This window comes from Heyndrickxia coagulans DSM 1 = ATCC 7050 (genome assembly GCF_000290615.1).
Classification (GTDB): domain Bacteria; phylum Bacillota; class Bacilli; order Bacillales; family Bacillaceae_C; genus Weizmannia; species Weizmannia coagulans.
In genome coordinates this window covers 1-13,603 of the sequence record NZ_ALAS01000196.1, presented here as the reverse complement: position 1 = coordinate 13,603, position 13,603 = coordinate 1, and the positions used below count along the sequence as shown (strand labels likewise).

At 49.0% G+C, this 13,603-nt stretch carries 21 protein-coding genes; 7 read left to right on the top strand and 14 right to left on the bottom strand.

All coding sequences use genetic code 11. From position 1 onward, the window contains the following. Positions 1 to 71: 71 nt before the first annotated feature. The 6 genes from IC21_RS09985 to IC21_RS09960 all read right to left on the bottom strand — a co-directional run bounded on the left by IC21_RS09985 (position 72) and on the right by IC21_RS09960 (position 2,235). On the bottom strand, positions 72 to 290 hold the full coding sequence (locus tag IC21_RS09985; protein ID WP_017553333.1) for a spore germination protein: 219 nt from the start codon (positions 288 to 290) through the stop codon (positions 72 to 74). Between the two features lie 21 nt (positions 291 to 311). Then, positions 312 to 749, bottom strand: coding sequence for a spore germination protein GerPE (locus tag IC21_RS09980; protein ID WP_029142334.1), 438 nt, complete (start codon positions 747 to 749; stop codon positions 312 to 314). Between the two features lie 4 nt (positions 750 to 753). Continuing rightward, a complete protein-coding gene (locus tag IC21_RS09975) occupies positions 754 to 933 on the bottom strand; it encodes a spore germination protein GerPD (protein ID WP_014095760.1) in 180 nt (59 codons plus the stop codon). Next, complete coding sequence (locus IC21_RS09970; protein ID WP_017553335.1) at positions 908 to 1,534, bottom strand: spore germination protein GerPC; 627 nt, start codon at positions 1,532 to 1,534, stop codon at positions 908 to 910. The genes IC21_RS09975 and IC21_RS09970 overlap by 26 nt, the downstream gene beginning before the upstream one ends. Before the next feature lie 235 nt (positions 1,535 to 1,769). Further along, positions 1,770 to 2,000: a spore germination protein GerPB gene (locus IC21_RS09965; protein ID WP_019721799.1), complete on the bottom strand. Its 231-nt coding sequence runs from the start codon at positions 1,998 to 2,000 to the stop codon at positions 1,770 to 1,772. Between the two features lie 13 nt (positions 2,001 to 2,013). Continuing rightward, on the bottom strand, positions 2,014 to 2,235 hold the full coding sequence (locus IC21_RS09960) for a spore germination protein (protein WP_029142333.1): 222 nt from the start codon (positions 2,233 to 2,235) through the stop codon (positions 2,014 to 2,016). A 119-nt stretch (positions 2,236 to 2,354) separates the two neighbouring features. On the opposite strand from IC21_RS09960, the gene IC21_RS09955 reads away from it, so the two are divergent. The 3 genes from IC21_RS09955 to IC21_RS09945 are packed head-to-tail and all read left to right on the top strand — an operon-like array spanning position 2,355 to position 4,831. Further along, positions 2,355 to 3,521: a DUF418 domain-containing protein gene (locus IC21_RS09955; protein ID WP_029142332.1), complete on the top strand. Its 1,167-nt coding sequence runs from the start codon at positions 2,355 to 2,357 to the stop codon at positions 3,519 to 3,521. 10 nt (positions 3,522 to 3,531) lie between these two features. After that, positions 3,532 to 4,410 (top strand): fumarylacetoacetate hydrolase family protein, encoded by an 879-nt coding sequence (locus tag IC21_RS09950; RefSeq protein ID WP_013858762.1) that lies wholly within the window; start codon positions 3,532 to 3,534, stop codon positions 4,408 to 4,410. A 49-nt stretch (positions 4,411 to 4,459) separates the two neighbouring features. Beyond that, positions 4,460 to 4,831 carry a YisL family protein gene (locus IC21_RS09945; protein WP_019721802.1) on the top strand — a complete coding sequence of 124 codons (372 nt, stop codon included), beginning with the start codon at positions 4,460 to 4,462 and terminating at the stop codon, positions 4,829 to 4,831. Between the two features lie 38 nt (positions 4,832 to 4,869). Here the strand turns inward: IC21_RS09945 and IC21_RS09940 are convergent, their stop codons facing one another. From IC21_RS09940 to IC21_RS09920, 6 genes are all read right to left on the bottom strand, one after another. After that, positions 4,870 to 5,427, bottom strand: a complete 558-nt coding sequence (locus IC21_RS09940; protein WP_029142331.1) for a DUF2777 domain-containing protein — start codon at positions 5,425 to 5,427, stop codon at positions 4,870 to 4,872. 326 nt (positions 5,428 to 5,753) lie between these two features. Further along, positions 5,754 to 5,879 carry a hypothetical protein gene (locus IC21_RS17565; RefSeq protein ID WP_257677546.1) on the bottom strand — a complete coding sequence of 42 codons (126 nt, stop codon included), beginning with the start codon at positions 5,877 to 5,879 and terminating at the stop codon, positions 5,754 to 5,756. A 130-nt stretch (positions 5,880 to 6,009) separates the two neighbouring features. Continuing rightward, on the bottom strand, positions 6,010 to 6,867 hold the full coding sequence (locus tag IC21_RS09930) for a DegV family protein (protein WP_029142329.1): 858 nt from the start codon (positions 6,865 to 6,867) through the stop codon (positions 6,010 to 6,012). Between the two features lie 220 nt (positions 6,868 to 7,087). Continuing rightward, positions 7,088 to 7,285: a DUF3813 domain-containing protein gene (locus tag IC21_RS09925; protein ID WP_029142328.1), complete on the bottom strand. Its 198-nt coding sequence runs from the start codon at positions 7,283 to 7,285 to the stop codon at positions 7,088 to 7,090. Continuing rightward, positions 7,285 to 7,431, bottom strand: coding sequence for a hypothetical protein (locus IC21_RS17010; RefSeq protein WP_019721806.1), 147 nt, complete (start codon positions 7,429 to 7,431; stop codon positions 7,285 to 7,287). Before IC21_RS17010 ends, IC21_RS09925 begins: the two co-directional genes overlap by 1 nt. 86 nt (positions 7,432 to 7,517) lie before the next feature. Further along, on the bottom strand, positions 7,518 to 8,339 hold the full coding sequence (locus IC21_RS09920) for a Cof-type HAD-IIB family hydrolase (protein WP_029142327.1): 822 nt from the start codon (positions 8,337 to 8,339) through the stop codon (positions 7,518 to 7,520). A 165-nt stretch (positions 8,340 to 8,504) separates the two neighbouring features. Here IC21_RS09920 and IC21_RS09915 point away from each other — a divergent pair, with 165 nt between their 5' ends. From IC21_RS09915 to clpB, 3 genes are all read left to right on the top strand, one after another. Beyond that, on the top strand, positions 8,505 to 8,813 hold the full coding sequence (locus tag IC21_RS09915; RefSeq protein ID WP_014095750.1) for a metal-sulfur cluster assembly factor: 309 nt from the start codon (positions 8,505 to 8,507) through the stop codon (positions 8,811 to 8,813). A gap of 112 nt (positions 8,814 to 8,925) precedes the next feature. Beyond that, positions 8,926 to 9,105, top strand: a complete 180-nt coding sequence (locus IC21_RS09910) for a YjzC family protein (protein WP_029142326.1) — start codon at positions 8,926 to 8,928, stop codon at positions 9,103 to 9,105. Positions 9,106 to 9,221: 116 nt separating this feature from the next. Then, positions 9,222 to 11,804 carry an ATP-dependent chaperone ClpB gene (gene clpB, locus IC21_RS09905; RefSeq protein ID WP_029142325.1) on the top strand — a complete coding sequence of 861 codons (2,583 nt, stop codon included), beginning with the start codon at positions 9,222 to 9,224 and terminating at the stop codon, positions 11,802 to 11,804. 67 nt (positions 11,805 to 11,871) lie between these two features. Here the strand turns inward: clpB and IC21_RS09900 are convergent, their stop codons facing one another. Continuing rightward, on the bottom strand, positions 11,872 to 12,054 hold the full coding sequence (locus IC21_RS09900) for a YjzD family protein (RefSeq protein WP_029142324.1): 183 nt from the start codon (positions 12,052 to 12,054) through the stop codon (positions 11,872 to 11,874). A 227-nt stretch (positions 12,055 to 12,281) separates the two neighbouring features. Here IC21_RS09900 and IC21_RS09895 point away from each other — a divergent pair, with 227 nt between their 5' ends. Then, the gene (locus tag IC21_RS09895) at positions 12,282 to 13,040 is read left to right on the top strand and encodes an NADP-binding protein (RefSeq protein WP_029142323.1); all 759 of its coding nucleotides are present in this window, start codon (positions 12,282 to 12,284) and stop codon (positions 13,038 to 13,040) included. Between the two features lie 6 nt (positions 13,041 to 13,046). Here IC21_RS09895 and IC21_RS09890 read toward each other — a convergent pair whose 3' ends face one another. Continuing rightward, positions 13,047 to 13,313, bottom strand: a complete 267-nt coding sequence (locus tag IC21_RS09890; protein WP_013858772.1) for a hypothetical protein — start codon at positions 13,311 to 13,313, stop codon at positions 13,047 to 13,049. Positions 13,314 to 13,603: the final 290 nt, after the last annotated feature.

Below are 13,603 nucleotides of genomic sequence, written 5' to 3'. Positions count from 1 at the left end.
CTATAAAAAATTTGTCTTTCCATTTTGAAAGCAGCGAGGCAGCGGAGAATTTGCCTGCTCTCTCTGCTTTCCTAATTATTTCCTGCAGATGGCTGGTCGACAACACTGCCGTTAGCCGTATTGTTTGCACTGAGCGCGTTGTTTGTAATGACAAATGCGGAAGTGGAAAGAGAACCGGAGCCGGTAGATGTTTTTGAACTTGTTTTCGGTGAGATAACAGCTGTGTCTCCAAAATGGACAATGCCGCTTCCAACATTATAGATTTGTAACGGGCCTACAATGGCCGGCATTTTGATCACCTGCTTTCCGGATTAATCTGGCATAACATTGCTTTCCTGGCTGACGGCAACGGTGCGCGGGAGAACTCGGCCGCCAAGCTTCAGAATATTTGGGTCTAGCTGACGGGTATGGTGGACCCTTGCTTCAAGGGCGATTGATTTAGTGCTTCCGATTTGCATGACGGTTGAAGTCGACATCCCGATGATATCTACATTCGAAACTTTTATGACCGGATTTTCTTGGTAAACCTGAAACCGGATTTGTTCTGTTACCGGCGGAATCGGAACGGCCAGGCTGAAAATGGGAAAAGTTTGAAACGGCGCTTCAAATCCGTAGTACAATTCCTGCTGGCGCTGGATCGCAAGGACGGTGGCAGACATCTGGATCCGCTCGGAGTCTCCAACAATAACGTTCGATCCAAATATGACGGTTTTGACCCGGAGCGTATCCACAAAGGAGTTTCTTTGCATTCTGCTATCCCCTCGGCACAAACGGCACGTACGGGCTGATAATCAGGGATTCCGGCGGCGTATCAAAGGCCGCTCCCTGCTGAATCGTTTCCGTATCGCCAATGAGGAAAACCGAGGCACTTGAAATTCCGATAATTTGGACATAATCCACACAGATTTCACGGTTTGTGACGTTCAGTTCCATCGCTGGCACCTCCGTTCATTTGCGGCGGCAGATGGGAAATAAAAACTTGTACGGCATGCGCCATATCCGCCTTGATTTGCCCGAGCAATTTGTCAAACCATTCGCCTTCAACGGGTCCGGTTGAATTGAGCTGGTTGATATAATAATCAATGCGCTGCGGAAGTTGGTTTTTTAAGTCATTTTTTATAAAATTATGATATTCTTGATTTAGACGGACTTTGAATTGCCGCTCATTGTCGGTGATCGTTGTTGGGAGTTCTTTTTCCAAATATTCCACCAGTTTTTCGGTAAGCGCCTGTTTTAAAGCAGCACGGTGTTCATTGTTGGCATGGGGGATGCCCTGCGTTTGGGGGATGGCTGCATCCTCTATACTGGACAGGTCAGACGGATTAATGCCGATATTCAAGGTGCCATCCAGTGTTTCAATTTTCAGCTGGTCAAATGCATATTCGATCCGGTCCACCCGGACAGGCGGCCTTGCTTTCAGCTGCTCAATCTCCTCCATGAGGGAGGCAAGCGTCTTTTCCATTTTCGCCAACTTCGCTTCATGGTGTTGAAAGTATTGGTAAAGCTGCCGGAGTTCGGCAAAAAGGTCTGGCATTCAAAAACCCCCTTCTGGCTTAAAGCCCGACAGTGACCGCCGGCTTGGATCGGAACGAAACCTGAGCTTAAAGCAAAGCATCGGTGTGCAGCGTCAATGCTGAACCTGGCGCAGGGTCCGGAAAGAACATGCAGGTTCAGCACACGTGTACATACCTGAAGTTGCTGCCGTCTAAATGTGGCCGGAAAGAAATACCGGTTTCAGCACAACGCCGGGAAAACCGGGCCAGTGCTTTCTATCTTGAACTTGAAGCGGCAGCGCCGGACTGCATGGAAACTGTCACATTCGGATTATAAGGCTGGTCTGCAGCGGCAGAAGGAGCCGGCGCGGAAAAATTCCCGGTATTATACAAATAAGCTGCCGGCTTGATGATGCCGGACGTGCCGATTTGAAAGACGGAAGAATTTGTAATGCCGCCGATCTTGATCATGCGGATGTGGATACTTTGTTGCACGTAAAAATTCATTTGTTTTCACCCGTTACAAATTAAAATTGTTTCCCTGGTCAATGGCATCAAAATCATACGTATTTGTATTTGACTGGTAGTTTGTAATGGACAGGTTTTCACCGGTGTTAAAGGACCCCGCCCCGGCAAACGTTTTGGAACTGGCAACCGGCTGAATCAGGAATACGTCACCGACATTAAAGACGCCGCTTGATCCGATACTGATAATTTGGACGGCGCCGACAAAACCGGGCATGGCGCGCACATCCTTCCTTGGTCAGTGGCAATTGACTTTTTCATGCTTCATTGTATGAAAAAAACGAAAAAAGGGTGATTCATCCGCCTAACGGGCAAAAACAAAAAAGGAGCGTTGCAATGGCTGAATGGGCGCCAATCCGTGAAAAACGGCGGAATCCTGCAATTGACATACTGAGGGGATTTTCCCTTTTCGGCATTCTCATGGTAAATATGCTTTCTTTTCTGTCTCCTTATCTTTATATTAATCCGTATGACTGGTTCAAAGCGGGGGACCGGGCAATCGTGGCATGGATTGAGGTGTTTTTCCAGTCCAGTTTTTATCCCGTTTTTGCGTTTCTTTTCGGATATGGGCTGATGCTGCAGAAACAGCGGGCGGAAATGGCGGGGGTGCAGGTTTACAAGTTTCTTTTTCGGCGTATTGCCGTTTTGCTCGTTCTCGGCCTTGCCCATGCATGGTTCATCTGGCCGGGGGACATTTTAGCGGCTTATGCGGTCTTTGGCATGATGCTTTTGCCCTTTCTGAAACAGGGAGGGAAAACTTTGATTTTTGGCGGGGCTGCCCTCTTTTTTATCCCGCATTTACTCATAAGCTTTTATCTGATGGTGATGGCCATCCGGTCGCCGGACGCTTCACTCCTGTATACCGACTGGCGCAATGCCGCCGCTTCATTGCAGGTGTATGCAAACGGGAGCTTTATGGACATTACGAAAAGAAGGTGGCTGGACTGGTATGCGGTATACGGCCCTCCCGGCACATGGCATGCTTTTCTGTCAGTTTTTCCGCTGATGATGGCGGGGGCGGGCGTTTGCAGGGAAGGCTGGCTTACAAAGGGGAGGATTCCGGCAAAAAAATGGCTGCTGTTTTTTTGCTGCTGCTTTGTTTTTGGCCTGTTTTGCAAACTGTTGCCGCTTATTGCCGCCCCCATCCTGCCTTTTCTGTATATCCGGGAGACGATCGGCGGCGCCGTTTTAAGCGGTGCTTATGTTGCACTCGTTGAGCTCTGTGTGAAGCACCGGCTGGCGGATTTTCTCAGGCCGGTTGCAATGGCCGGGAGGATGCCGCTTTCCAATTACATCAGCCAGTCTGGTTTAGGCTCTTTGATCTTTTACGCTTATGGACTCGGGCTTTACGGAAAGTTGTCTGTGCCAAGCGGGGTATTGCTTGTTGTTTTGTTTTTTCTTATTCAAGTGCTGGTTTCCGACATTTGGCTGCATCGCTTCCGCTACGGGCCGCTTGAATGGGGCTGGCGGCAACTCAGTTATCGAAATGACAAAAAAGGATGAGGTGTATACGATGAAATTCATGAGCTTTGTTTGGCAAGACCAGGTACAATACGGTGTGCTTTATAATGAAACAACGATTTTAAATTTACGGGCTTTGGATAATGATTTTCCGCCATCTTTGCTTGAAGGCATCCGGGCGGGCGAGGCGTTTACCGGCCGTGTCCGGGAAGAATTGAAAAAACCGGAAGCAACCCTTGAAGGCGCACTCGTTCCGCTTCGCGAGGTTTCCTATCTTCCCCCGATTCCGGACCCGGTGAGAAACATGTTGTGTGTCGGCAAAAATTACCGGGAACATGCGATTGAAATGGGGAGCGCGGAAGATATTCCTGAACATATTATCGTGTTTACAAAAGCGACGACAACTGTCAATGCACATGAAGCGCCGGTTGATTCGCACCGGGCGGTTACCCGCGAATTGGATTACGAAGGGGAGCTGGCAGTCGTGATCGGGAGGGAAGGGAAGCAGATTGCAAAAGAAAATGCCCTTTCCCATGTGTTCGGATATACCATTTTAAACGATATCACAGCGAGGGATCTTCAACGGAAGCATAAACAATATTTTATCGGGAAAAGCCTGGACGGATCCTGCCCGGTTGGCCCGTGGATTGTCGACCGTTCCGAAATTGAAAATCCGAATGCGCTTGATATCGTGACAAAAGTTAACGGGGAAGTCCGCCAGCAGTCCAATACATCCCGCTTTATTTTCCCAGTTGAGGAGATCCTGTCCGAATTGTCGAAAGGGATGACGCTTTTACCCGGGGATATCATTGCAACGGGCACCCCTGCCGGCGTTGGCAACGGGTTTCATCCGCCGCGTTTCTTGAATCCGGGTGATGAGGTTGAAATTACGGTTGAAAAGGTGGGAACTTTGCGAAACACCATCAAATAAAGTAAGATGGGTATAAGACAGATAAAGAAGCAAAGGAGAAGATCGAACGATGTTAACCCGGACAGATGCGCATGTAACAACATGGGTCATTGCGATCCTTTTGTTTATTTTGGCCTTGTTCCTCCATCGCGCAGGAAGAGAAAAGGCGTTTAAAACGGTCCAGATGGTTTTAAGGCTGTTTTACATACTCGTCATCGTGACAGGCGCGCTGCTCTTTTTCCATAACCAGCGTCTCGATCCTGCCCTGTACGGCCTTAAACTGCTCGGCGGGATTCTCGTGATCGGGATGATGGAAATGATTACGCTGCGGCTTGCTAAAAGAAAAAGGACGGGGATGCTCTGGGTTTTGCTGATCCTCTTTTTCGCCGCCGTCCTGTATCTCGGGCTGCGCCTGCCGATGGGATGGCATCCTTTTTATTAGAATGTAAATGGGAGGCAAGGGTCGTCTTGCCTTCCTTTTTACATTTTTTTCAAAAGCATACGCCTTCCGTCACTCCATGTGCAATCGAACCATTCGTCCGCCGTTTCGCCCAGCCGGAAATGGTGGTGGACAGATAAAATGGTCTCCCCGTTATCAAACAGCATGAAATTCACGCCTTCTTTTTTCTCCCGGCTGGCGAGAAATGACAATACGTTATGGCAATAGATGCAATCATAAATGGAAAAGCCTGCCCCGTTTAAGAAAGAGACGAAGCGGTGAAACAGGCCGTCCTCCCATTCTCCGAGCAGCATCTCAAGCGAAAAATTGACAGGCTTCGGAATCCGCAAGCTTGCTTTTTCTTCAAGAAGAAGCGTTTCTCCGTCCGACATGACGGTTTCATCCGCTGTTAATAGGCCTTTTTTCCAACGCCCGGAATGGAAGATTTCAATTTTTTGGCCAACAAACTCCTCCAGCATCGATGCCTCATCCGATACATCATCAAAAAATACCCATTCTTCATTCAGCTTCTCGATTGAACCGGTTAAAAAAGCGCGGGACTGGCATTCCATGATTTTTAATCTGAACTGTCCGTCCATTTGCGGCCCTCCTTCCCGAGCATCATTTCCTTATCTGTTTTTGACAAGGGGAGGGGTTTTCATACCTTTTTAAGCAGAAAGAAAACAGGGCCCGAAGCTTTTGGTTTAGGCGGCAAACATCTGCACCATCCCGGTTACCCCCTTGGACTTTACATCCTTTTTAAGCAAAAGAATTTGTGATAACCGGCAGGCTTTGGGCCGGAAACACGTGCCCCGGTGCCTTGTGCTCTGTTTTAAGCAAAAAGAAAACCGGAAAGGGCTGTGCCCTTCCGGTGCGCGTCACCCGTTGATCACGGTGCCGCCGTTTACGTGGATGACCTGCCCGGTCACATAGCTTGAGTCGTCGGATGCAAGATTTCCGGCTGCGGGTTCATTTCCGTTTCTGTGCCGGGCTGCCTGTTCTGGTGCTGGGCGGGCAAAGTTTTCATGGAAGCATTTTGTTCGTTCGCCACTTTTACCACTCCTCGTTCAATTTTTAAACGGAACGGCAATCCGGAATTTGGATTGGCCGGCCATCACCATTAGTCTATACCCGTCCAAAATTTCTATTAACCGGTATGCCTGGAAAAAAGTTGGAAGGCGTTACGGCAGCTCATTCAGGAAAAAGACGGATAATGCGCCCGGCCCGGCGTGCGACCCGATCACGGCGCCGATCGTGTTGATTAAAAATTGTTTTGTGCCGAAACGCGCTTCAATCAGCTGTTTCATTTCTTCCGCAGCCGCTTCATCATCGCCGTGGCAGATGCCGACCAGCTGGTGTTCAAGGTCCGTGCCGCGTTCTTCCATGATATCGAGCATACGGTGCAGCAGTTTTTTCCGCCCGCGGATTTTTTCAATCGGAATGAGCTTCCCGTCTTCTACATCGAGGATCGGTTTAATATTCAGCAGGCCGCCGAAAAATGCGCTTGTTTTCGATAGCCTGCCGCCTCTGGCAAGAAAATCAAGATCGGCGACTGTGAAAATATGCTCCATATGCTTGCTGCGGAATGCGGCATCACGGACGATTTCCTCTTTTCCTGCCCCGTTTTTTCGTAAATCGGCGGCTGCTTTTACAACGAGGCCGTAACCGATCGAAGCACATTTCGTATCGAGTACCGTTAAATCAAGATCGGGACAGGCTTCTTTCACTTGTTCGGCGATCATGGCCGCTGTTTGGTACGTTCCGGACAGCTCGGACGAAAAAGCCAGGTAAATGCCGGTGTCCCCCGATTTGGCAAGATCGGTAAAAAGTTTTTCAAAATATTGCGGTGACGGTTGCGAAGTTTTTGTACCCACCCCCGCACGGATCAAACGGAACACTTCTTTCGGGTCAATGCCGACTAGGTCGTCATAGGATTTGTCCTCTACATAAACGGTCAACGGAATCAAGTGTACATGGTTTTCTTTGAAAAAAGACAGCGGCAAGTCGCAGGCACTGTCAGCAAAAATTTGAATCCCCATCATTTTCACCCTCACAATCAGTTTTGTCTTTAGTTTACCGATTTTCCCTGTTTTGCACAATTTCAAGCAGTTGCTTCAAGTGAGGCAAAATAAATTCCGGGGCTCTATCGGGGAGCGGATGGAAGAAAATCCGTTTCAGGAAGAAAACAAGCAAAACCGCATGCAGAAGGCAACAAGCAAAACCACATGCACAAAAAGAATAGCTGCCGGGTTTCGGCAGCTATTCCAATTTTCCAAGTTCCTGTTGCATATCGCGCAGCTGTGCTTTTTCTGCAAGTGTCGTGTTGGCATATGCACTGGATAAAGCATTTTTCGCTTTTTGAACCATTTTATTCTTTTCTTGTTCCGTTCCGAAAGCAGCCGTCTCTTTCGCCAGTTCGACAAATTGCCTGGCCTCTTGAAACAGTCGGTTCGCCATTATAAAATGCCTCCCGGAATGCCTTCTTCGCTCCTGTTCGCTTCTGCTTCGGCCAATGTGGAGTGATATGGGAAACGCTCGCTATACTTCTTCACTGCATCTTTTCCCTGATGGACAAAACGTTTCGATTTGCTGCTTCTGCCCAAACGAAACACCGCCTTTACGGGAAGGGTGCACGGGGGTGCCGCGCCCGTTTATAGTGTTGGAATTCCCGGCGCTGATTATGCGTTTTTCATGAGATGGCTTTCAAATTCAGCGCTTCTTCAAGAAAAATGCCAATGCCGTCTTCCGTATTGGAAAGGGTGATTTCATTTGCGATTGTTTTTAAGGCCGGAATGGCATTTCCCATCGCAACCCCCGTCCCCGCGTATTCAATCATTTCCAGGTCGTTGTCTTCATCCCCGAAGGCAATGATCCTTTCTTTCGGAATCCCGTATGCGTCGGCGACTTTTTTCACGCCGGCCGCTTTATTCAGCCCGGCTTTAATGATCTCGATGATATGCCACGGAGCCCCCCAACGCCTGTGGTCGATCACTTCGGCATGGACGTCGCTTAAGTAGCTGTGGATCGACGGCACGTCTTCCTTTGCTGCATGGATCAGCATGGACGTCGGTTCATCTCTTAAAAAGCGCATTAAATTTCCGGTTGTGACATGCGGGTTTCCAATTTGAAAAATGTCGAGCAGTTTTTCGTCGTGATAATGGAGGTACACCTCATCTTTCACTTCTGCTACAATATTATACAGCCGGAAATCGCCGCATGTTTCAACGATCGATTTTGCCACTTGAAGCGGCATCGGTTCATGGTAGATGCAAAAGCCCGTATTTTTCGGATGGTGGACAAATGCGCCGTTGAAATTGACAATCGGCGTATCGAGTCCAAGTTCTTCATAATACGGCTGGCTGGAGCGGAAAGGGCGGCCGGTAGAGATGATGACCTTATGGCCGGCTTTGATTGTTTTTTGCAGAACGGATTTTGTTTTCGGGGAAATGGTCTTTTCATCATTTAACAATGTGCCGTCAAGATCCAATGCAATTAAATAAGGTTGAGGCATTTGGCTTTTCTCCTTTTTCTCAAAATGATTCAGTTTACATGCAATTTTCGTGACGATCCATTATACTAAATAATATAACATTTTCACAGCTTAAAAACCTGTTGTAAAGCATTTTTATCTTGTATGCCGTTTTGTTATGATAGTTATCGAGGAGGTTTGAAAACCATGGATGAAGCTTTGAAAGAAAATATTATGGGCGCGCTTGAACAAGTGATTGACCCGGAAATTGGCATAGATATTGTAAACCTCGGTCTTGTTTATGATCTTGACCTGGATGAGGAAGGCTGCCTGACGGTGACCATGACCCTGACCGCAATGGGTTGCCCGCTCGCGGGAATTCTCGTTGACCAGGTGCAAATGGCGGTACAGGACATTCCGGAAGTAAAGGACACCCATGTCAATATCGTCTGGAACCCGCCGTGGACAAAAGACCGCATGTCGCGTTATGCCAAAATTGCGCTCGGGATTAACTGATCCAGCGCTCCCCTCTTTGCCGTTTTCATTTTTGGACTGGCAAAAATAAGCGCTCATGCTTTAAAAAGATTAGCCCAAACTAATGCTGACGATGAAAAAAGGGGGCGTTACTGTGGGGCAAAGCAACCTGTTTCATCCCGGAAGCAAAGCACCGAATAACGGGGTGTATGTAGAAGTTGGCGAAAATGGCGACCCGGTCGTAAACCCGAAAAGCGCCCATCTCCACAGAGGCGACCGCTTTCCGGAAACAACGAACGATGCCCGCCATTGGAGGCGCAAACGCAAATCTTAAAATCCAAACGGGGAGAAATCCCTGTTTTTTTTGCTGCCGTCAAAGGAAAAACGGTAAAATAAGGATAGGCGCCCGCGCTGCGTTAAACGGCACGCGCCATAGCGGAGGTGGAATGGATGGATATCAACCGCATGACTTTTACGGTACAGGAAGGTTTGGCGGAAGCCCAGCAGCTGGCCGCTCAAAAACATCACCCGGAGCTGGATATTGCCCACTTATGGAAAACGTTAATGGAAAAGCCGGACAGCCTGCTTCCCGAGATATATAACGGCCTTGGGTTAAGTAAGGAAGAAATTAGAAAAATAGCAGATGGGATTCTTGCGAAAAAGCCGGAAGTGACCGGGCAAAGCGCCCCGTATTTGTCTGCGGCGCTTATCGAGCTGTTCAGACTCGCGGAAGAAGAAATGCGCGCGCTCCAGGATGAGTACATTTCGGTTGAACATTTGGCCCTGGCTGTAATGGATGTCGAACATGATGACCTGTCCCGGTATTTGAAAAGCAGAATCACGAAACAGCAACTGCTTCAGGCGATCAAAAACATAAGGGGGAATCATAAAGTGGCCTCGCAAAACCCGGAAGCAACCTACAATGTTTTAAAAAAATACGGCACTGACCTTGTTGAAGCCGTTAAAGCCGGAAAAATCGACCCTGTAATCGGCCGGGATGCGGAAATCCGGAACGTCATCCGGATTTTATCCCGGAAGACAAAAAACAACCCTGTCCTGATCGGCGAACCCGGCGTTGGCAAAACGGCCATTGTCGAAGGGCTTGCCCAGCGGATCGTCAGGAAAGATGTCCCGGAAGGCTTAAAAGACAAAACCATTTTTTCACTCGACCTCGGGGCGCTTGTTGCAGGCGCCAAGTTCAGGGGGGAATTTGAAGAACGGCTGAAGGCGGTATTGCAGGAAATCAAAAAAAGCAACGGGCAGATTTTGCTGTTTATCGATGAACTGCACACGATTGTCGGCGCCGGCAAAACAGAAGGGGCAATGGATGCCGGCAATATGCTGAAGCCGATGCTTGCCCGCGGTGAATTGCACTGTATCGGCGCGACGACCCTGAACGAATACCGGCAGTATATTGAAAAAGATGCGGCCCTCGAACGCCGTTTCCAGCAAGTGCTCGTCCAGGAGCCGGATGTGGAGGATACGATTTCGATTTTAAGAGGGTTAAGGGAACGTTTTGAAATCCACCACGGCGTCCGCATCCATGACAAAGCGCTCGTCGCCGCGGCCACGTTATCAAACCGCTATATTACCGACCGCTTTTTGCCGGATAAAGCGATTGATCTTGTCGATGAAGCCTGCGCGAACATCCGTGTGGAAATGGATTCCATGCCCACGGAGCTCGACGAAGTGACAAGGCGCGTCATGCAGCTGGAAATTGAAGAAGCCGCCCTGCAAAAAGAAACGGATGAAGCAAGCAAAGCCCGTCTTGGCATTTTGCAAAAAGAGCTTGCTGATTTGAAAGAAGAAGCGAACCGGATGCGCGCCAAATGGCAGGCTGAAAAAGCGGAATTGCAAAAAGTACAGGAAAAACGGGAATTGCTTGAAAAATACCGGCGCGACCTTGAAGAAGCGGAAAACCGGTATGATTTGAACAAAGCGGCTGAACTCCGGCATGGCAGGATTCCGGCCGTTGAAAAAGAATTAAAACAGCTCGAACAGCAAATGGCGGAAAAAGAAGGCAGCGGCCGGATTTTGCGCGAAGAAGTCACAGAAGAAGAAATTGCAGCGATTGTCGCGCGCTGGACGGGGATCCCCGTTGCAAAACTTGTGCAAAGCGAACGCGAAAAACTGTTAAAGCTGGAAAGCATTTTACATGAACGCGTCATCGGCCAGGATGAAGCTGTCCGCCTTGTCAGCGATGCGGTTTTAAGAGCCAGAGCCGGCATGAAAGACCCAAACCGCCCGATCGGATCCTTTATTTTTCTCGGCCCTACCGGCGTCGGGAAGACGGAACTTGCCAAAGCGCTGGCACAGCATTTATTTGACGATGAAAATCATATGATCCGGATCGACATGAGTGAATATATGGAAAAATTTGCGGTCTCGCGGCTGATCGGGGCGCCGCCGGGATATGTCGGCTATGAAGAAGGCGGCCAGCTCACAGAAGCGGTACGGCGGAAACCGTATTCCGTCATTTTACTGGATGAAATTGAAAAAGCCCACCCGGAAGTGTTCAATATTTTACTCCAGGTGCTCGATGACGGCCGTATCACCGATTCGCAGGGACGGACGGTTGATTTTAAAAATACGATCGTGATCATGACTTCGAATATCGGGTCGTCCTATTTGCTTGATATCAAAGGCGATGAAATCAGCGAAGAGACGAAAAATAAAGTAATGGCACAGTTGCGCGCGTCGTTCCGGCCCGAATTTTTAAACCGGATTGACGATATCATCTTATTCAAGCCGCTCACGCTGGAAAATATGATGGGTATCGTGGATAAAATGATGCACGAATTGGCTGCACGCCTCGCTGAACAATCGGTCGAGCTTCAGCTGTCCGATGAGGCGAAAAAATGGATTGCGGAATCGGCCTATGATCCGGTGTACGGGGCACGGCCGCTGAAACGGTTTATCCAGCATCAAATTGAAACGAGGCTTGCAAAAGAAATCATTGCAGGAAAGGTCAAGCCGCATCAAACCGTCACGCTTGATGTGAAAGACGGCGCGCTTCAAGTGACAACCGGATAATGATGAAAAAAAACCGGGAGACACTGCGAATCAGCGCCTCCCGGTTTCCGGTGAGGGGTGTTTTGATTTATTGTCCGGCACTTGTATTTTTCGGCAATGCTGCATGGACAATAAATGCAATGACAGAAAGGACAAGCGACATAACGGCCATCGTTTTCATGCTGTATTCTGAATTTGACATGGCACTGCCAACGTAGCCGAGCATTTGGCTCAGTAAAAACACCCAAAAAATCGTAACGATGTATTTCATTTTTTCACCCCGATTGAAAAAACTCTTTTTAAATCATCCTTTATCTTACCACAGCCGCAGCCATTGGAAAAGGGAAACCCGGTTACCGTGGGTGAATTTTTTCCCGAAGGATGGAACGGATTCCGGGAAAATGGGCACAGCGGCCTTTTGTCCGTTTCGGATCGTCCGGAAGTATCTTTACGGCGGGAAAAGCATATGCTTGAAGAAAGACGATTGGAGGGCCGGCCATGAATCAAGCACTTGTCATTGGTGCCGGGGCGTTTTTCGGATTTGAGCTGTGCAAGGCACTGCTTGATGCGGGGTATCCGGTTATAGCGGCTGATCAAGAAACGGATCCCGGTTTTTTGATGGAAGAAAGATGGATGGAAATCGGCAGGAATGCCAATTTGGAATACCAGCCTCTGAGCCGGTTGTCGCCGGAAAAATGCACATGCTGCATTCCGGTATACGATTATTATGTCCGGGATGCCTGTGAAGATTTACAGGATGCGTGCCGCTTTTTAGAGCCGATTAAAGCGCAAATCGAATGTGTGGCGCTCATTCTTCCAAACCATCTGGCTGGTGCGGAACAGACAGAATGGGTTCCCGGCATGCTAGGCGATTGTGCGCGCGTTACCTTTTTTGTCCCGGCACTGTTCGGCCCCGGCCAGCCCGGGAGCCTTGCTTTTTCCCAAATGATCAACGGGAATCCGGAACCGGACTTAAAATATGACGACCGCGATGCCCTTTTTGCAGCAGATGCCGCAGGGGCCATTGTCTCCGGGCTTGAAAAAAGGGAAACGGGGAAAGTCTTTTATTTAAAAAGCCCTGACGGAAACGGATGGGAGCCTATCGCCCGGTTTTTAACGCAGGATACAGGCAGCCGCCCGCTTCCTTCGTGCAGGCTTGATGCAAGAGACGAATGGGAACCGATGATCGTCCGGCCGTCCGTTTCCTGGCAGGCCGCAATTCAACAGCAAATCGCCTGCCAACGGAAGAACAGCTAAAGAAGGCTAATCTTCCTTTTCAAAATGGGAAAGCCACTTCTCAAAAACCGGCGTGATTTTCCGGAACAACGGCTTAAACTCCTCGAAAACGCCAACGACTTTGTCAGCTTGGTCCAGCAATGCTTCAATATCCACATTCCGGAAAAAAGCAAGGTCAAACAGGCCGCCGCTTATTTCTTCATCTGCTTCTTCCTGCCCGGGCCCGTGCGGCTCTTGCCGCTTTTGCGGGAAAAACATCCGGTCAAAAGGGTGGATTTTTTCATGTTCTTCCATTTTCTCACTTCCTTTCTTCCTTTTTTGCCAGGATGGGGGCGGTCCGGATCTATAATCAGCATATGACAGAAAAACGCATCGGCTTGCATCAATGGCCCGGATCGCTGCCGGAGGAAAACTGCACCATGTGATCCGCGCAGCCTGGCCCTTTTGGCAGCGCGTTTTTTCCTCCCGCCATTGTGGGCATGTACCGTATTTTCCGTATGTGTAAAATTTTACTCGAAGGGGCAAATGAGTGGAAAAAAATGGGAAGACACTCTATCATCTAAATGTACACCTTGAATGAACAT